Origin of the sequence: Streptomyces sp. NRRL WC-3742, assembly GCF_000720635.1 — a bacterium.
Classification (GTDB): domain Bacteria; phylum Actinomycetota; class Actinomycetes; order Streptomycetales; family Streptomycetaceae; genus Kitasatospora.
The window spans coordinates 20,323-34,015 of sequence record NZ_JOCF01000017.1 but is presented as its reverse complement, the minus strand read 5'-3'; the positions used below and the strand labels follow the sequence as shown (position 1 = coordinate 34,015).

General features: G+C 74.9%; 14 protein-coding genes. 4 read left to right on the top strand and 10 right to left on the bottom strand.

Features of this window, described 5'->3' with window-relative positions; translation table 11 throughout:
• Positions 1 to 9: 9 nt before the first annotated feature.
• Entirely contained in the window at positions 10 to 1,110 is a 1,101-nt protein-coding gene (locus IH61_RS0112365) for a threonine aldolase family protein (RefSeq protein WP_031068771.1), read from the top strand.
• Positions 1,111 to 1,142: 32 nt separating this feature from the next.
• Here IH61_RS0112365 and IH61_RS0112360 read toward each other — a convergent pair whose 3' ends face one another.
• Complete coding sequence (locus IH61_RS0112360) at positions 1,143 to 2,165, bottom strand: endonuclease/exonuclease/phosphatase family protein (RefSeq protein WP_234327153.1); 1,023 nt, start codon at positions 2,163 to 2,165, stop codon at positions 1,143 to 1,145.
• Between the two features lie 5 nt (positions 2,166 to 2,170).
• Positions 2,171 to 2,788 (bottom strand): M15 family metallopeptidase, encoded by a 618-nt coding sequence (locus IH61_RS0112355; RefSeq protein WP_031068769.1) that lies wholly within the window; start codon positions 2,786 to 2,788, stop codon positions 2,171 to 2,173.
• Between the two features lie 172 nt (positions 2,789 to 2,960).
• Between IH61_RS0112355 and IH61_RS0112350 the strand changes: the two genes are divergently transcribed.
• Both IH61_RS0112350 and IH61_RS0112345 read left to right on the top strand, forming a co-directional pair.
• A complete protein-coding gene (locus IH61_RS0112350) occupies positions 2,961 to 3,653 on the top strand; it encodes a response regulator transcription factor (protein WP_031068767.1) in 693 nt (230 codons plus the stop codon).
• Positions 3,650 to 4,768: a sensor histidine kinase gene (locus tag IH61_RS0112345; protein ID WP_031068764.1), complete on the top strand. Its 1,119-nt coding sequence runs from the start codon at positions 3,650 to 3,652 to the stop codon at positions 4,766 to 4,768. Before IH61_RS0112350 ends, IH61_RS0112345 begins: the two co-directional genes overlap by 4 nt.
• A 61-nt stretch (positions 4,769 to 4,829) precedes the next feature.
• Here IH61_RS0112345 and def read toward each other — a convergent pair whose 3' ends face one another.
• From def to IH61_RS0112305, 8 genes are all read right to left on the bottom strand, one after another.
• Positions 4,830 to 5,396, bottom strand: a complete 567-nt coding sequence (def, locus tag IH61_RS0112340) for a peptide deformylase (protein WP_078911053.1) — start codon at positions 5,394 to 5,396, stop codon at positions 4,830 to 4,832.
• A gap of 133 nt (positions 5,397 to 5,529) precedes the next feature.
• Positions 5,530 to 6,516: a tetratricopeptide repeat protein gene (locus IH61_RS0112335; RefSeq protein ID WP_031068759.1), complete on the bottom strand. Its 987-nt coding sequence runs from the start codon at positions 6,514 to 6,516 to the stop codon at positions 5,530 to 5,532.
• 341 nt (positions 6,517 to 6,857) lie between these two features.
• Positions 6,858 to 8,159: an HD-GYP domain-containing protein gene (locus IH61_RS0112330; RefSeq protein ID WP_420713901.1), complete on the bottom strand. Its 1,302-nt coding sequence runs from the start codon at positions 8,157 to 8,159 to the stop codon at positions 6,858 to 6,860.
• Entirely contained in the window at positions 8,156 to 9,592 is a 1,437-nt protein-coding gene (locus IH61_RS0112325; protein WP_051836908.1) for an HD-GYP domain-containing protein, read from the bottom strand. The genes IH61_RS0112330 and IH61_RS0112325 overlap by 4 nt, the downstream gene beginning before the upstream one ends.
• Positions 9,593 to 9,929: 337 nt before the next feature.
• Positions 9,930 to 10,334, bottom strand: a complete 405-nt coding sequence (gene rsrA / locus IH61_RS48445; RefSeq protein WP_078911044.1) for a mycothiol system anti-sigma-R factor — start codon at positions 10,332 to 10,334, stop codon at positions 9,930 to 9,932.
• Entirely contained in the window at positions 10,331 to 11,074 is a 744-nt protein-coding gene (locus tag IH61_RS0112315) for a sigma-70 family RNA polymerase sigma factor (protein WP_031068745.1), read from the bottom strand. The genes rsrA and IH61_RS0112315 overlap by 4 nt, the downstream gene beginning before the upstream one ends.
• Before the next feature lie 305 nt (positions 11,075 to 11,379).
• Positions 11,380 to 12,015: an alpha/beta family hydrolase gene (locus IH61_RS0112310; RefSeq protein ID WP_031068743.1), complete on the bottom strand. Its 636-nt coding sequence runs from the start codon at positions 12,013 to 12,015 to the stop codon at positions 11,380 to 11,382.
• 20 nt (positions 12,016 to 12,035) lie between these two features.
• Positions 12,036 to 12,788 (bottom strand): SOS response-associated peptidase, encoded by a 753-nt coding sequence (locus IH61_RS0112305; RefSeq protein WP_031068740.1) that lies wholly within the window; start codon positions 12,786 to 12,788, stop codon positions 12,036 to 12,038.
• Between the two features lie 155 nt (positions 12,789 to 12,943).
• On the opposite strand from IH61_RS0112305, the gene IH61_RS0112300 reads away from it, so the two are divergent.
• Positions 12,944 to 13,678, top strand: a complete 735-nt coding sequence (locus tag IH61_RS0112300) for a M50 family metallopeptidase (RefSeq protein ID WP_031068738.1) — start codon at positions 12,944 to 12,946, stop codon at positions 13,676 to 13,678.
• The last annotated feature ends 15 nt before the right edge of the window (positions 13,679 to 13,693 follow it).

Genomic DNA, 13,693 nt, shown 5'->3' with positions numbered 1-13,693 from the left:
AATCGCCGAATGACCGACGACCTCCAGCAACGCCGACGCGCCGCCCGCCACGCCTGCGAGCGCCTGCTCTCCGGCCCGCGCCCCCTCACCATCCGCGACCGCCTGACGAACCTCGCCGCCCTCGACGGCCTCGACACCGACCCCGACCACTACGGGGGCGACGGCCCGGTACGGCAGCTGGAGGAGCGCACGGCCGCCCTGCTCGGCACCGAGGACGCCGTCTTCTTCCCCACCGGCACCATGGCCCAGCAGGTCGCCCTGCGCTTCGGCGCCGAGACCACCGGCCGCCGCGCCGTCGCCCTGCACCCGCTCAGCCACCTGGAGCGGCACGAGCGCCACGCCTACACCCAGCTCACGGGCCTGCGCGGCCTCTGGCCCACCAGCGCGGAACGCCACCCCACTGCCGCCGAACTCGCCGAACTGGGCGAGCCGTTCGGCACCCTGACCGTCGAACTCCCGCTGCGCGACCCCGGCTACCTCCTGCCCACCTGGGAGGAGCTGTCCGAGCTCACGGCGGCCGCCCGCGCCACCGGCGCCCGGGTCCACTTCGACGGCGCCCGCCTGTGGAACACCACCACCCACTTCGGCCGACCCCTCCACGAGATCGCGGCCCTCGCCGACAGCGTCTACGTCTCCTTCTACAAGGACCTCGGGGGCCTCAGCGGCGCCGCCCTCGCCGGGGACGCCGCGCTCACCGCCTACGCCCGCACCTGGCGCCACCGCTACGGCGGCACCCTCTACCAGCAGTGGCCCGCCGCCCTGGCCGCGCTCGACGGCCTGGACACCGTCCTGCCGAAGCTGCCCGGGTACGCCCGCCACACCGCCGACCTCGCCCCGGCCCTGGCCGCCCTGCCCGGCGCCCGCCTCCACCCGGCGGTCCCGCCCACCCACGAGTTCCAGCTCTGGCTCCCCCACTCGGCCGAGGCCCTCAACGCCGCCCACCTCCACCTCGCCGAGCAGGAGCGCACCTGGTTCGTCTCGCACTGGCAGGACGCCGCCCCGGGCCTGGCCATGGCCGAGGTCAGCCTCACCGAACCGGCCCTGGAGTGGACGGCGCAGGACGTGACCGAGACCGGCCTGCGCTTCCTCGACCTGGCAGCCGCCCGCTAGGCCCTGTCCCGGCAAGATCGCCCGGACAGGGCCTAACCGGCACGCAGCCGAGCCGCCACCGGCAGATGGTCACTGCCGGTGGCCGGCAGCGTCCAAGCGCCGAGCGCGGGCAGCCCCCGGCTCAGGATGTGGTCGATCCGCGCCAGCGGGAACGCCGCCGGCCAGCTGAAGCCGAACCCCGAGGCCGCCGGGGTGAGGCGGTCGGTCAGCGGCGCCAGGGCCCGGTCGGAGGCAGCGGTGTTGAGGTCCCCGAGCAGCAGCACCCGCCCCAGCCGCTCCTCGTCCAGCGCCGCCGCCAGCGCCCCGATGTTGCGGTCCCGGTGCCCGGCCGCGAAGCCGGAGGCCGTCAGCCGCACCGAGGCCAGGTGGGCGACGTACACGGCCACCGGCCCGCCCGGGGCCCGGACCTCGGCCCGCAGCGAGCGGCTCCACCCGGGGTCGATGGTCAGCCGCCGCGACTCGGTGATCGGGTGGCGGCTCCAGAGCGCGACCGTCCCGATCCGCACATGGTGCGCCAACTCCCGGTCCAGCACGCCCTCGTAGGCTCCCAGCGCGGCGTCCGTCACCTCCTCCAGCGCCACCAGGTCCGGACGGGCCGCCAGCAGCGCCCGCGCCGTCCCCGCCGGATCGCGGTTGTCGGCGCTCACGTTGTGCGTCACCACCACCAGAGCGCCCGTCCCCCCGGAACCACCCGAACCGCTTGAACCGCCCGAACCACCCGCGCCGCCGCCCGCCGACAGCACCGGCCCGAACAGCCCGGCCCACACCGCCACCAGCACCGCCGCCGCACAGCCCGCCGCCGGCGCCCGCCGCACAGCCGCCCACACCAGCGCCGCCACCGCCACCAGCCCGCTCCACGGCAGCACGCTCTCCCACAGGCTCCCCAGCCGCAGCCCCAGGTCCGGCACCCACCGGTGCCCGGCCAGCGCCCCCGCCGTCGCCAGCGCGCACCCGCCCGCCACCCACCCGCGCCGCCACAGCGGCACCACCCGCCGCCGCGCAGCCCGCCGCGCCCGCCGCCGCGAAAGCCGTACGACCCCGGCCGCCGAAGCCACCCGCCTCACCCCGCCGCGTCCGCCAGCGGCGCCGGGCACGTCCCGCCCGGCGTCGTCAGCAGCTCGAAGTGCCAGATCTCGTTGGCGTACACCTGGCACAGCCCGTACTTGGCGCCGTGCTGGATCATCCAGTAGTCGGCGGCGGTCGCCCCCACGTCCACCGCCTTGCCCGACACGTGCGCCGACTTCTCCGGGGTGTTCACGAACCGCCGCGCCTGCTCCAGGCTCCCGTACTTCGCGACCGCCTTGTCCAGCAGCCGCTGCTGGTACGCCTTGCTGCGCCAGCCGGAGGTGACGGACATCTCGATGCCCTGCGCCTTCGCGTCCCCGGCCGCCTTGCGCAGCGCCGCGAGCAGCGCCGGGTCGAGGTTGCGCACCGCCGCCGCCTTGGTGTCGAACGGGCTGAGCGTCACCCCGTCGGGCACCTGCCCGTCCTCCGTGGACGAAGGCGAGGGCGAGCCCCCGGGCGACAGCGAGGCGACCGTCGCCTCGAGCGTGCTCAGCGCCTTCTGCGCGGCGGGCGGATTGCCCGCGCACGCGGCCGCCAGCCCCAGCACCACCGTCGCCACGACCCCCACGGCCACCCGCCGCCGGCCCCCGGCCATCCGTCCGGCCACACCCATTCCCGCCTCCCGAAGCACTCGTCACGCCGCCGCGACGCGCTGTCGCGGCGGCGGTGACCATGGAAGGCGAGCGGGTGTTGCCAGGATGTCTTCGCCGGCCGATACGTTCCCGATATCCCGGCTCGTGTCCAATGGACGCGTACACACGCAGCTCGAGCAGGGAGAACGGCACGTGCGGGTCCTGGTGGTGGAGGACGAGATCTACCTCGCCGAGGCGGTCCAGGCGGGCCTGCGGCTGGAGGCGATCGCCTGCGACATCGTCACCGACGGTGACGCGGCCCTGGAGCGCCTCGCCGTCCACTCCTACGACGTCGTCGTCCTCGACCGCGACATCCCCGGCGTCCACGGCGACGACGTCTGCCGCGAGATCGTCCGCCGCCGGCTCGGCTGCCGGGTGCTGATGCTCACCGCCGCCGCCCGCCTCGACGAGAAGGTCGCCGGCTTCGAGCTCGGCGCCGACGACTACCTCACCAAACCCTTCGACCTGCCCGAACTCGTCGTCCGGCTGCGCTCGTTGGCCCGCCGACCCGCCGAGTCCGCCCCGCCCGTCCTGGAGTACGCGGGCCTGCGGGTGGACCCGTTCCGCCGCGAGGTCTACCGCGACGGCCGCTACGTCACCCTCTCCCGCAAGCAGTTCGCCGTCCTGGAGGTCCTGATCACCGCCCGAGGCGGCGTCATCAGCGCCGAGCAGCTCCTCGAACGCGCCTGGGACGAGAACGCCGACCCCTTCACCAACGCCGTGCGCATCACCATCTCCACCCTGCGCAAACGCCTCGGCGACCCCTGGCTGATCCACACCGTCCCGGGCGTCGGCTACCGCCTCTCCCCCGAAACCCCCGAAGCCGACGACGAGCCCACCCCGTGAGCGCCGCCCGCAAGCGCCCCCGCCGCCTCACCGCCCGGATGCGCCTGACCCTCAGCTACACCCTCTTCGCCGTCACCGCCGGCACCCTCTCCCTCGCCGTCGTCTACGTCGGCATGAAGTACGTCCCCAACTACCCCCTCACCTCCTCCAACCCCCGCTACCGCTCCGACGCCCCCTCCCGCCAGGAGATCCTCGACACCCTCCTCAACGCCTGCGGCTACGCCCTCGCCCTGCTCACCGCCGTCGGCATGATCGGCGGCTGGCTGATCGCCGGAAGGGTGCTGCGCCCGCTGCAGGACATCACCCGCGCCGCCCACGCGGCCGCCGACGGCGCCCTGGAGCACCGCATCGCCCTGACCGGCCCCAAGGACGAGTTCACCGACCTGTCCGACGCCTTCGACGAGATGCTCGAACGCCTCCAGCGCTCCTTCGACGCCCAGCAGCGCTTCGCCGCCAACGCCTCCCACGAGCTGCGCACCCCGCTCGCCATCACCCGCACCATGCTCCAGGTCGCCGCCGCCGACCCGAACGGCCAGGACTGGCCCAAGCTCGTCGGCCGCCTCCAGGACACCAACCAGCGCGGCATCGAGATCAGCGAGGCCCTCCTGCAGCTCGCCGACCTCGGCCACGCCCCGCCCGAGACCGGCCCCGTCGACCTCGCCGACACCACCGGCCGCGCCCTCGCCGCCGTCCGGGACGAGGCTTCCGCCCTCGGCGTCACGATCACCGCCGACCTTCGGCCCGCCCCCGCCACCGGCAACCCGGTGCTGCTGCGCCAGGCGGCCCTCAACCTGCTGCACAACGCGCTGCGCCACAACCTGCCCGCCGACGGCCGCGTCACCGTCACCACCGGCCCCGACCCGGACGACCCGGCCCGCGTACGGCTGACGGTCACCAACTCCGGTGCGCCGCTGGCCCCGGAGGCCGTCGCCACCTTCACCGAACCGTTCCTGCGCGGCCGGGGCCGCACCGCCGAGGCCGACCCGGCCCGCCGGGGCCACGGCCTGGGGCTGGCCATCGTCGCCGCCGTCACCGAGGCCCACCACGGGCGGCTGCACCTGGCCGCCGAACCGTCCGGCGGCATGCGCGCGACGCTCAGCCTGCCCGCGCGCTGAGGAACGACCGTGGGCCGGTACGGGAATCCCGTACCGGCCCACGGCGACAACCGGACGAGGCTTACGCGTTGGGCACCGTCGCGTAGCGCGCCGTGCCCTCGGCCATCTGCTGCAGCGCGTCCTTGCGGTCCCGCTTGGAGAGCTTGTCGATGTACAGCGTCCCGTACAGGTGGTCCGTCTCGTGCTGCAGGCAGCGCGCGAAGAAGCCGGTGCCCTCGACGCGGATCGGCTTGCCGTCCTTGTCCAGGCCGGTCACCGCCGCGTAGTCGGGGCGCGGCAGTTCCGCGTACGCGGTCGGCACGGACAGGCAGCCCTCGTTGCCGTCGTCGAGCACCCGGCGGCGGTCGGCCGGGTACTCCTCCAGCACCGGGTTGATGACGTGGCCGATGTGGCGCACGCCCTCGTCGTCCGGGCAGTCGTAGACGAAGACCTTGAGGTCGACGCCGATCTGGTTGGCGGCCAGGCCCACGCCCTCGGCGGCGTACATCGACTGGAACATGTCGTCGATCAGCGCGGCGAGCTCGTCGTCGAAGGCGGTGACGGTCCTCACCTCGCGGTGCAGGACGGGGTTGCCGACCACGGTGATCGGACGGGCGGTGCCCTTGGTGAGGTCGGGCAGCTCCCCCATCACCTTCGCGGGGGCCTCGGGCGCCGCCCCCTCCACGTCGTGCTCGTGGTCGTGCCCGTGCTGCTCGGCCTGCTCCGCCATGTCTTCCGCTTCCGTCGGTCTAACGCGTACCTCACCAGGGTACTCAGCGCGATCAGCAGACCTCTTCGAGATCCCGGTACGCCCGGCTGTCCGGGGCGGCGGCGACCCAGCGGTCGAGCAGGGCGCGCACCAGGTGCGCGGGGGCGGCGAGGCCGCACTCGCGCTCGACCAGCCAGGACATCCCGGCGGCGCCGCCCTGGCTGAGGTGGCTGAGGTGCCCGGGGTGGGCGGCGTCCCCGTCGTCGTGCGGGTCGTGGTGGGCAGCGAGGCCGTCGTCGGCGGCCATCCGGCTCTCCGAGCAGGCCCGGCACAGCAGCCGCACCGAACTCGTCCAGTCCTCGGCCGCGTACCCGGCGTCGGCGACGAGGCGCTCCAGCGCGTCCCGGTCGGCGGCGGTGGAAGCCTGCAGCAGCACCACGTAGGTGGGCACCGGCGAGGGCGCCCACAGCTCGATCTCGTCGAACACGGGGTAGGCGACGCCGTCGGTGACCCGCTCGCCGTGCGGGGCGCCGTCGTGGAGCACCACCTCGCCCCAGCGGCGGCCGGAGGAAGGCAGCGGGATGGACAGCACCTCGATGCGGGACGGGTCCAGCCGGCGGCCCCAGACCACCTCGGACTCGCCGTCCGGGGACAGCCGCACCGGGGTGGTGCCCAGGTCCAGGCTGACGGGCCCGTCCACGCTGGGGCCGCCGGGCAGCTTCAGCCCGTACGCCTGCCAGGCGCGGCGGGCCAGCGGCCAGTCCTGCAGGGCGGTGGCGGTGATGCCGAGGTTCCACCAGTCGGGGGCGCCGTGCTCGCGGTCCAGCAGGGCGACGGCCCGCAGGCCCGCCGAGCGGGCCTGCTCCCAGTCGCGGCGGAACTTGTGCAGCAGGGCGAGGTTGAACCAGGAGTCGGAGAGCCAGGGCTCCAGGTCGGCGGCCATGACCAGCAGCGCGCCGGCGTCCTCGTAGCGGCCGTCGCCGATCAGCGTGAAGGCCCGGTCGGTCGTCTGCCGCCAGGTGGCGGACGGCCGGTGCCGTGCCCGGTGGAAGATCCTCACGTTCGTCCCTGCCGTCGTCGTCCGCTCAAGTCCCCGTGCCCACCGCGCCCGTGACGCCTGCCGAAGGTCTCGGACGGCGCCGGGACCCGGAGCCCGGGCCGGTGTTCCACGCTACGACCGCATCCAACCACGCCCGCCCCCGCCCGCGCTCCCCACCGCCGAGGTTGGGGCCCGCACCGCCCGGGCCTCACCGCCCGCACCGCCCGGCCCGCACCGCTCGACCCGTCCCCACCCAGCCTGCCCGCCCCGGCCCGCCGTCTCAACCCGTACGGGCCCGCGCGCCAGGTACCGGACACGAGGCTCGGGTACGGGCCTCGGGTACGGGGGCTCGGGTACGGGCCTCAGCCCCGGTACTGCCCGCCCACCCGGGCCAGCGCGTCCACGACCCTGGCGTCGTAGACCCGCCCCCGGCCCAGCCGCAGCACCTCCAGCGCCTCCAGCCGCCCCACGGCCTCCCCCAGGCCCCGGCCCCGGGCGGCGGTGAGCAGGTCGTCGTGGGCGTTGGCGACGCGGATGATCCGGGCGGCCAGCGGTACGGGCCGCTCGCCCCCCGCCGGCCCGACGCACGGATCGGCCAGCCGGGCGACCTGCTCGGCGACCTGCCGGGGCACCCCGGTGCGGCTGATCACCTCGCTGCCCAGGCGGGCGATGCGCTGCTGCTCGGCGCAGGGCAGCAGCGCGGTGGCGCCGTCGGGCACCGGCTCGACCAGCGACAGCTGCCCCACGTCGTGCATCAGCGCCGCGTACTCCAGCAGCGCCAGTTCCCGGGTCCCGAGGCCCAGCTCGCGCCCGAGCGCGCACGCCGTGTCGGCGACCCGGCGCGCGTGCCCGTGCGGGGTGTAGCCGGCCACCTCGGTGGCCCGGGCCAGCGAGGCGATGGTCTGCCCGGTGGTGGCCCGCACGGCGGCGGCCCGCCGGAAGGACACCTGGGCCAGCAGCAGCGGGGTGCAGAACAGCGGCAGCGCCCACAGGCCCACCTCCCCGGCCGCCAGGCTCACCAGCATCCCGGTGGCGACGATCGCCGAGCCGATGCCGAACAGCGAGCGCAGCTCGTCCTCCAGCGCCGCCGGGAAGCGCAGCCCGGTGGAGGAGCGGCGGATCAGTGCCGCCAGCGTCGCGTCGCACAGGGCGGCCAGCGCCGCGACGGCGGTCAGGAACGCCCCGTACGCGGGCCCCTCGGGCGAGAACCGGTCGACCAGGCCCCCGTTGTAGAGCGGCTGGAAGACGGCGGCGGCGAAACCGACCCCGAGCAGCCGCCGGGCGGCGCTGTCCCGCCGCGCCGCGTCCGCCCAGGGGGGCCGCCGGTGCGGCGCGACGAGGCCCGGCAGCCAGGCGAGCAGCAGCCCGGTGCCGGTGACGGCCACGACCTGCAGCGTCCCGTGGGCGGTCGGCACCCCGCGCAGCGGGCCGAGCAGCGCGTACGCCAGGGCGCCGGCCGCGCCGATCGGCGCCTGCTCGCGGTCACCCGGAAGGGTGATCCGTACGCACTCCCCGAGCGCGATCAGCGCGGTGAACGCCAGCGCGACCCCCGGTTCGGCGACCCCGCGCACCGCGACGGCCGCCGCCGCGAGCACCAGCAGCCCCACCGCGCCCGCGTGCACGGCCCGCACCGTCCCGGCCCCGCGCACCGCCGGGGCGCTCACGGCTGCCCGGCCATCGGCGCGGCCCCGCCCTGCGCGGGCACCCGGCCCGGCGCGGCCCGGGCGGGCTCGGGCACCCCGAGCGGGATGTCGGGCACGGCCCGGATGCAGTCCTCGGAGGGCGGCAGCACCGGCTGCCAGTCGTGCACCGCCAGCGCGTCGATGAGCGCCCGCACCATCACCGGGTCGAACTGGCTGCCCGAGCAGCGCTCCAGCTCCGCGACGGCCTCGGCGACGGGGCGCCCGCGCCGGTAGGAGCGGGTGGAGGTCATCGAGTCGAAGGCGTCGGCGACGGAGATGATCCGGGCGAACTCGGGGATCTGCTCCCCGGCGAGTCCGCTGGGGTAGCCGCGCCCGTCCATCCGCTCGTGATGGTGCAGGATCCCGGCGTGCGCCTCGCCGAGGAAGTCGATGCCGCGCACCAGCTCGTACCCGTACACCGGGTGGATCTCCACCGCCCGGCGCTCCTCCTCGCTGAGGGGACCGTTTCTGCGCAGCAGCTCGGTGGCCACCCCCAGCTTGCCGACGTCGTGCAGGACGCCCGCGAAGCGCAGGGTGCGCAGCCGCCCGGGCTCCATGCCGAGCTGACCGGCGATCAGCACCGATGCCCGGCCCACGCGTTCGCTGTGGCCGCGGGTGTACGCGTCCTTGATCTCCACGGCCTGCACCAGCGACTGCACGGTGGCCTGGTGGGCGTCCTGCTCGCGCTGCCCCTGGGCGAAGACCCACGCCGAGATGGACAGCGGCAGCAGCGCCAGCAGCGCGGCGAACGCCCCGTACGGGCCCTGCCACAGCACCGCGACCATCAGCCCGCCGGCCGCGTGCACCAGCACCGGCAGCCCGCACACCGAGCAGGCCCCGCGCAGCAGCACCCCGGGGCGCCGGCCCTCGGTGAGCATCAGCATCCCGCCCACCACGGCGCCGTTGACCAGGCAGAACGCGGCGACGGCGGCGAAGCCTGGCAGCAGCGCGGCGGGGAAGCGCGAGCCGAGCAGCAGCTGCGGGCCGTGCAGCAGGTGCCAGGCGACGGAGGAGGCGAAGGCGCACAGCGCCAGCTGCGAGCCGTTGAACAGCTGCCGGGCCCGCCACCGCGGCCCGGCGGGGCCGCCGAGCAGCGCGGCGGGCACGGCGACCAGCGCGGCGGCGGCGGGCGTCAGCATCAGCACCCCGGCGAACAGCACCGGGAAGAAGGCGTTCGCGCCGGAGCGGATGCGCACCCGTTCGGCGGGCGCGGGGCGGCGCAGCACCCGGCGCACCAGGCGCAGGCAGGGGGTCGGCATGCCCTGGGCGAGCGACTCCCAGCAGCCGTGCAGGAAGGCCAGCAGCGCGACCTTGGGCCAGTCGACGGGCCCGCCGAGCCAGCCCGGCACCCCGGCCAGGAGCCCCGCGGGCAGCAGCGGGACCAGGCAGCACACGGCCGCCGCGGGGACGGCCACCAGGTAGCGCGCCGCCCCGGGCGGCAGGGTCGCGCCTCCACTGTCGGTAGCGATATCGACCTCCCCGCCGTCCTGGCCCGCGCTGTCTCGACCCGCCGGGGGGACCGGCGGTGAGCGTCCGTCAGGAGGATAGGGCGCTCATCGGGCGTGGGGACGCATGATCGCGCAATGGCGCAGTTGGCGCACCGCCAACTCACTCGAACGAGTGAGGGCGCACGTGAGCAGAACGGGAGCGGCCCCGGGAGCGCATGCTCCCGGGGCCGCTGTGGGTCCCTGTTCGAACCATCCGTCGGGCGTGCCCGGCACGCCTCCCGGACGGGAGGATCGGCTCCGCCGGTCAGTCACGCACCGTGACGGCCGACGCGTCCTGCGGCTCCCCGGACGCCTTCGCGTCCTCGGAGTCCAGGACCGGAGCCGGACGCGCCGCCTCGACGTGCACCTCGACGGAGGTCGTCTCCACGACCACCACCGGCTCGCTCGGGCGCTGCCCGGCCCGGATCGAGTCGATCCTCGCCAGCACCTTGCCGCGCAGGTCCGCCGGGGTGTCGTCGCACCCGCAGGAGCGCTTGATCAGCGCCTTGATCGCCTGCTCGAGCCCGTACTGCTTCAGGCACGGCGAGCACTCCTCGAAGTGCACGCGCAGCTTGGCGCAGTCGCCCTCGGCCATCTCGTTGTCGAGGAATTCATAGAGGTGGTCGAGGACCTCGCCACACTCGGTTTCGTGCGGATCGCCGCAGCTCATGAGCCCGAGCCCTTCGCTTCCTGCCCTGCCCCGCTGCCGGCCGGGACGAGCCCGCGCTCACGGGCGTAGTCCTCCAGCATGCCGCGCAGCTGACGACGGCCGCGGTGCAGCCGGGACATCACCGTACCGATGGGAGTACCCATGATGTCCGCGATCTCCTTGTACGCAAAGCCTTCTACGTCCGCGAGGTAGACGGCGATCCTGAATTCCTCCGGGATCGCCTGCAGCGCGTCCTTCACGTCGCTGTCGGGGAGGTGGTCCAGGGCCTGCGTCTCGGCCGAACGCAGACCGGTCGACATGTGCGACTCGGCGCGCGCCAGCTGCCAGTCCTCGATCTCCTCCGCCGCCGTGCGCTGGGGCTCACGCTGCTTCTTGCGGTACGAGTTGATGAACGTGTTGGTGAGGATGCGGTACAGCCAGGCTTTGAGGTTCGTACCCTCGCGGAACTGGTGGAAGGACGCGTACGCCTTCGCGAACGCCTCCTGGAGGAGGTCCTCCGCATCGGCCGGGTTGCGCGTCATGCGCAGCGCCGCCGAGTACATCGGGTCGAGGTACCCCAGGGCGTCGCGCTCGAAGCGCTCCCGCCGGGCCTCCTCGGTCTCCTCCACGGACACCCGGAAGGTGTCCTCGCCGATCGCCTCGGCCAGCTCCTCACCGGTCAGCGCCTCGCCCGCAGGCAGGGCCTCGTCCGGGCCGTGGCCCGACTCGGCCTCATGCTCGGTCCCGACGACCGGACCCACCTCCTCGGCATGACGGGCACGACCCACGGCGGGCCGCCCCGAGAGCGAGGATATCGGGCTCACGGGCTTCTCGCCCGCGTCGAGCCACTCCGACCAGGAGGGTGCGAACGCCGCGGCGGCCTCGCGCTCCTCAGGCCGTTCCGGGCACGCGATCGAACCCATCTGCCCTGCCTCTCACCGGTGACTCGTGCTGACACTCACGCTGACGAAGGCGACAACCACGCGGACCCCGCCCGCATTCCCGCCCACCACCACCGTTCACCCGCACCGGCGACCCCGCCCTCACACCCGGAAAACGGCCCTGCTCACACCAGCCCCAGCACGAAGTCCCCCACCGCCCGGCAGAGCAGCTCCAGCACCTCCTCCTGCCCGACCTCCGCCCGCTTGGGCACCTCGAACCCGTGGTTGCCGTACGGCAGCGCCACCAGCTCGTGCCCCTCGGGCAGTTCGGGGAACTCCCCCGGCCCGCCGAACGGGTCCGCCGGCCCCTGCACCACCAGCGTCGCCAGCCCCGACTCCAGCAGCTCCTGCGCCCGGCTCTTCTCCGGCCTGCCCGGCGGGTGCAGCGGGAACGCCAGCGCCACCACCCCCACCGCCCCGGTCGCCGCGCCCGTACGGCAGGCCACCCGCGCGCCCGCGCTGCGCCCGCCGACCACCAGCGCCGGGCCCTTCGCGGCCAGCCGCTCGGCCACCGGCCGCCAGCCAAGATCCAGCGTCCTCGGCGCGGGCGCCACCCTGCGCCCCGCCACCCGCCAGGGCTGCTCCACCAGCGCCACGGTGATCCCGCGCGGCGGCAGCGCGGCGGCCAGCGCCACCAGGTCCCGCGCCTCGATCCCGCCGCCCGCGCCGTGCCCCAGCGCCAGCACCGCCCGGGGCTTCGCCGCCCGGTGGTACGTGATCCTGGCCTCGCCGGCCTCGGTGTCCACGAGCTCGACGGTCATGACAGATCCCCTTCGGCGATTCAGAACAGCGTGGTCTCGTACTCGACCTCGGTGTACGGCTCCATGAGCTCCGGGCCGTTGTTGCGGATGTTCCCCACCGCGGGCGCCACCGGAGTGGCCAGCAGCGCCCCCGGCGGCGGGGGTATCAGCAGCCTGCGCAGCTCCTCCGGGTCGTCCGCCGCCGGGTCCAGCCACTCGTCCCAGGTGGACGGGTCCAGGAACAGCGGCATCCGCTCGTGGATCGGCGCCAGCAGCTCCTCCGCCTCCGTCGTCACCACCGCGAAGGTCACCAGCCAGGCCCGCGGGTGGTCCGGCGGCACCGTCCGGTCGCGCCAGAACTCGTACAGCCCGGCCAGGGCCAGCGGCGTCCCGTCCGCCCGGGAGACGAAGTACGGCTTCTTGCGCGGCTTGCCCCGCTCGCCCGGCACCGTCTGCCACTCGTAGTAGCCGTCCACCGGCAGGATGCACCGCCGCGCGGCGAACGCCTGCCGGTAGGAGGGCTTCTCGTGCACGGTGTCCGCCCGGGCGTTGATCATCTTCACCGCCGTCTCGGCCGTGTTCGACCACTGCGGCACCAGCCCCCAGCGCAGCACCCGCAGCTGCCGCACCGCCCTCGGCTCGTTCCTCGCCATCCGCTCCAGCACCACGAAGGCGCTGTTCGTCGGCGCGACGTTCCAGTTCGGCTCCAGCGTCTCCTCGGGGTCCCACTGCTCCACGCCGAACAGATCGACGATGTCCTCCGGCCTGCCGCCGGCTGCGAAGCGCCCGCACATACGGGCCAGCTTCCCACGCCACCCGTTCCCGTCCGGCCCGTTCCCGTCCGGCCCGTTCTTCTCATCCGGAACCCAGAACCACCGGCTGCCGCCGCACCGTCCCCGCATGGGAGGCTGCCCCGAACGGCCCAACGCAGCGGACGGAGCCAGGGACCATGAGCACGCACCAGAGCGGACACGACCTCGCCGACCTGTGGAGCCGCGTCACCGGCACCCAGGCCGCCCCGCCGGGCTGGCTGGTCCTCGCCACCGGCGCGGCCGCCCTGCTCACCGTCCTCGCCCGCCCGCTCTGGCACCTGGCCCGCAACGCCGTCACCATCGCCCACGAGGGCGGCCACGGCCTCGCCGCCCTGCTCACCGGCCGCAAGCTCGCCGGCATCCGCCTGCACTCCGACACCTCGGGCCTGACCCTCTCCTACGGCCGCCCCACCGGCCCCGGCATGATCCTCACCGCCCTCGCCGGCTACACCGCCCCCGCCCTGCTCGGCCTCGGCTGCGCCGCCCTGCTCGCCGCCGACCGCATCACCCTGCTGCTCTGGCTCGTCATCGCCCTGCTGCTCGCCCTGCTGGTGCGCATCCGCAACGCCTTCGGCCTGTTCACCGTCCTGATCGCCGGCGGCGCCTTCTTCCTGGTGTCCTGGTTCGGCACCGCCCAGGTCCAGGCCGGCTTCGCCTACCTCGGCTGCTGGTTCCTGCTCTTCGGCGCCGTACGGCCCGTCCTGGAGCTCCAGCACCAGCGCCGCATCGGCTGGGCCCGCGACTCCGACGCCGACCAGCTCGCCCGCCTCACCCACGTCCCCGGCCTCGCCTGGATCACTGTCTTCCTGCTCACCGCCCTCGCCTGCCTCGCCCTCGGCGCCGCCTGGCTCCTCCAGCCCCTGCAGCTCTGAACCGCCCCCGTCCCG

What these genes read in the sequence shown, in the direction of transcription:
- def (WP_078911053.1), bottom strand. Translation starts at nt 5,396, where the DNA reads ATGGGGGAGCTGCCCGACCTCACCAAGGGCACCGCCCGTCCGATCACC.
- IH61_RS0112355 (WP_031068769.1), bottom strand. Translation starts at nt 2,788, where the DNA reads ATGGGTGTGGCCGGACGGATGGCCGGGGGCCGGCGGCGGGTGGCCGTG.
- IH61_RS0112300 (WP_031068738.1), top strand. Translation starts at nt 12,944, where the DNA reads ATGAGCACGCACCAGAGCGGACACGACCTCGCCGACCTGTGGAGCCGC.
- IH61_RS0112305 (WP_031068740.1), bottom strand. Translation starts at nt 12,788, where the DNA reads ATGTGCGGGCGCTTCGCAGCCGGCGGCAGGCCGGAGGACATCGTCGAT.
- IH61_RS0112310 (WP_031068743.1), bottom strand. Translation starts at nt 12,015, where the DNA reads ATGACCGTCGAGCTCGTGGACACCGAGGCCGGCGAGGCCAGGATCACG.
- rsrA (WP_078911044.1), bottom strand. Translation starts at nt 10,334, where the DNA reads ATGAGCTGCGGCGATCCGCACGAAACCGAGTGTGGCGAGGTCCTCGAC.
- IH61_RS0112365 (WP_031068771.1), top strand. Translation starts at nt 10, where the DNA reads ATGACCGACGACCTCCAGCAACGCCGACGCGCCGCCCGCCACGCCTGC.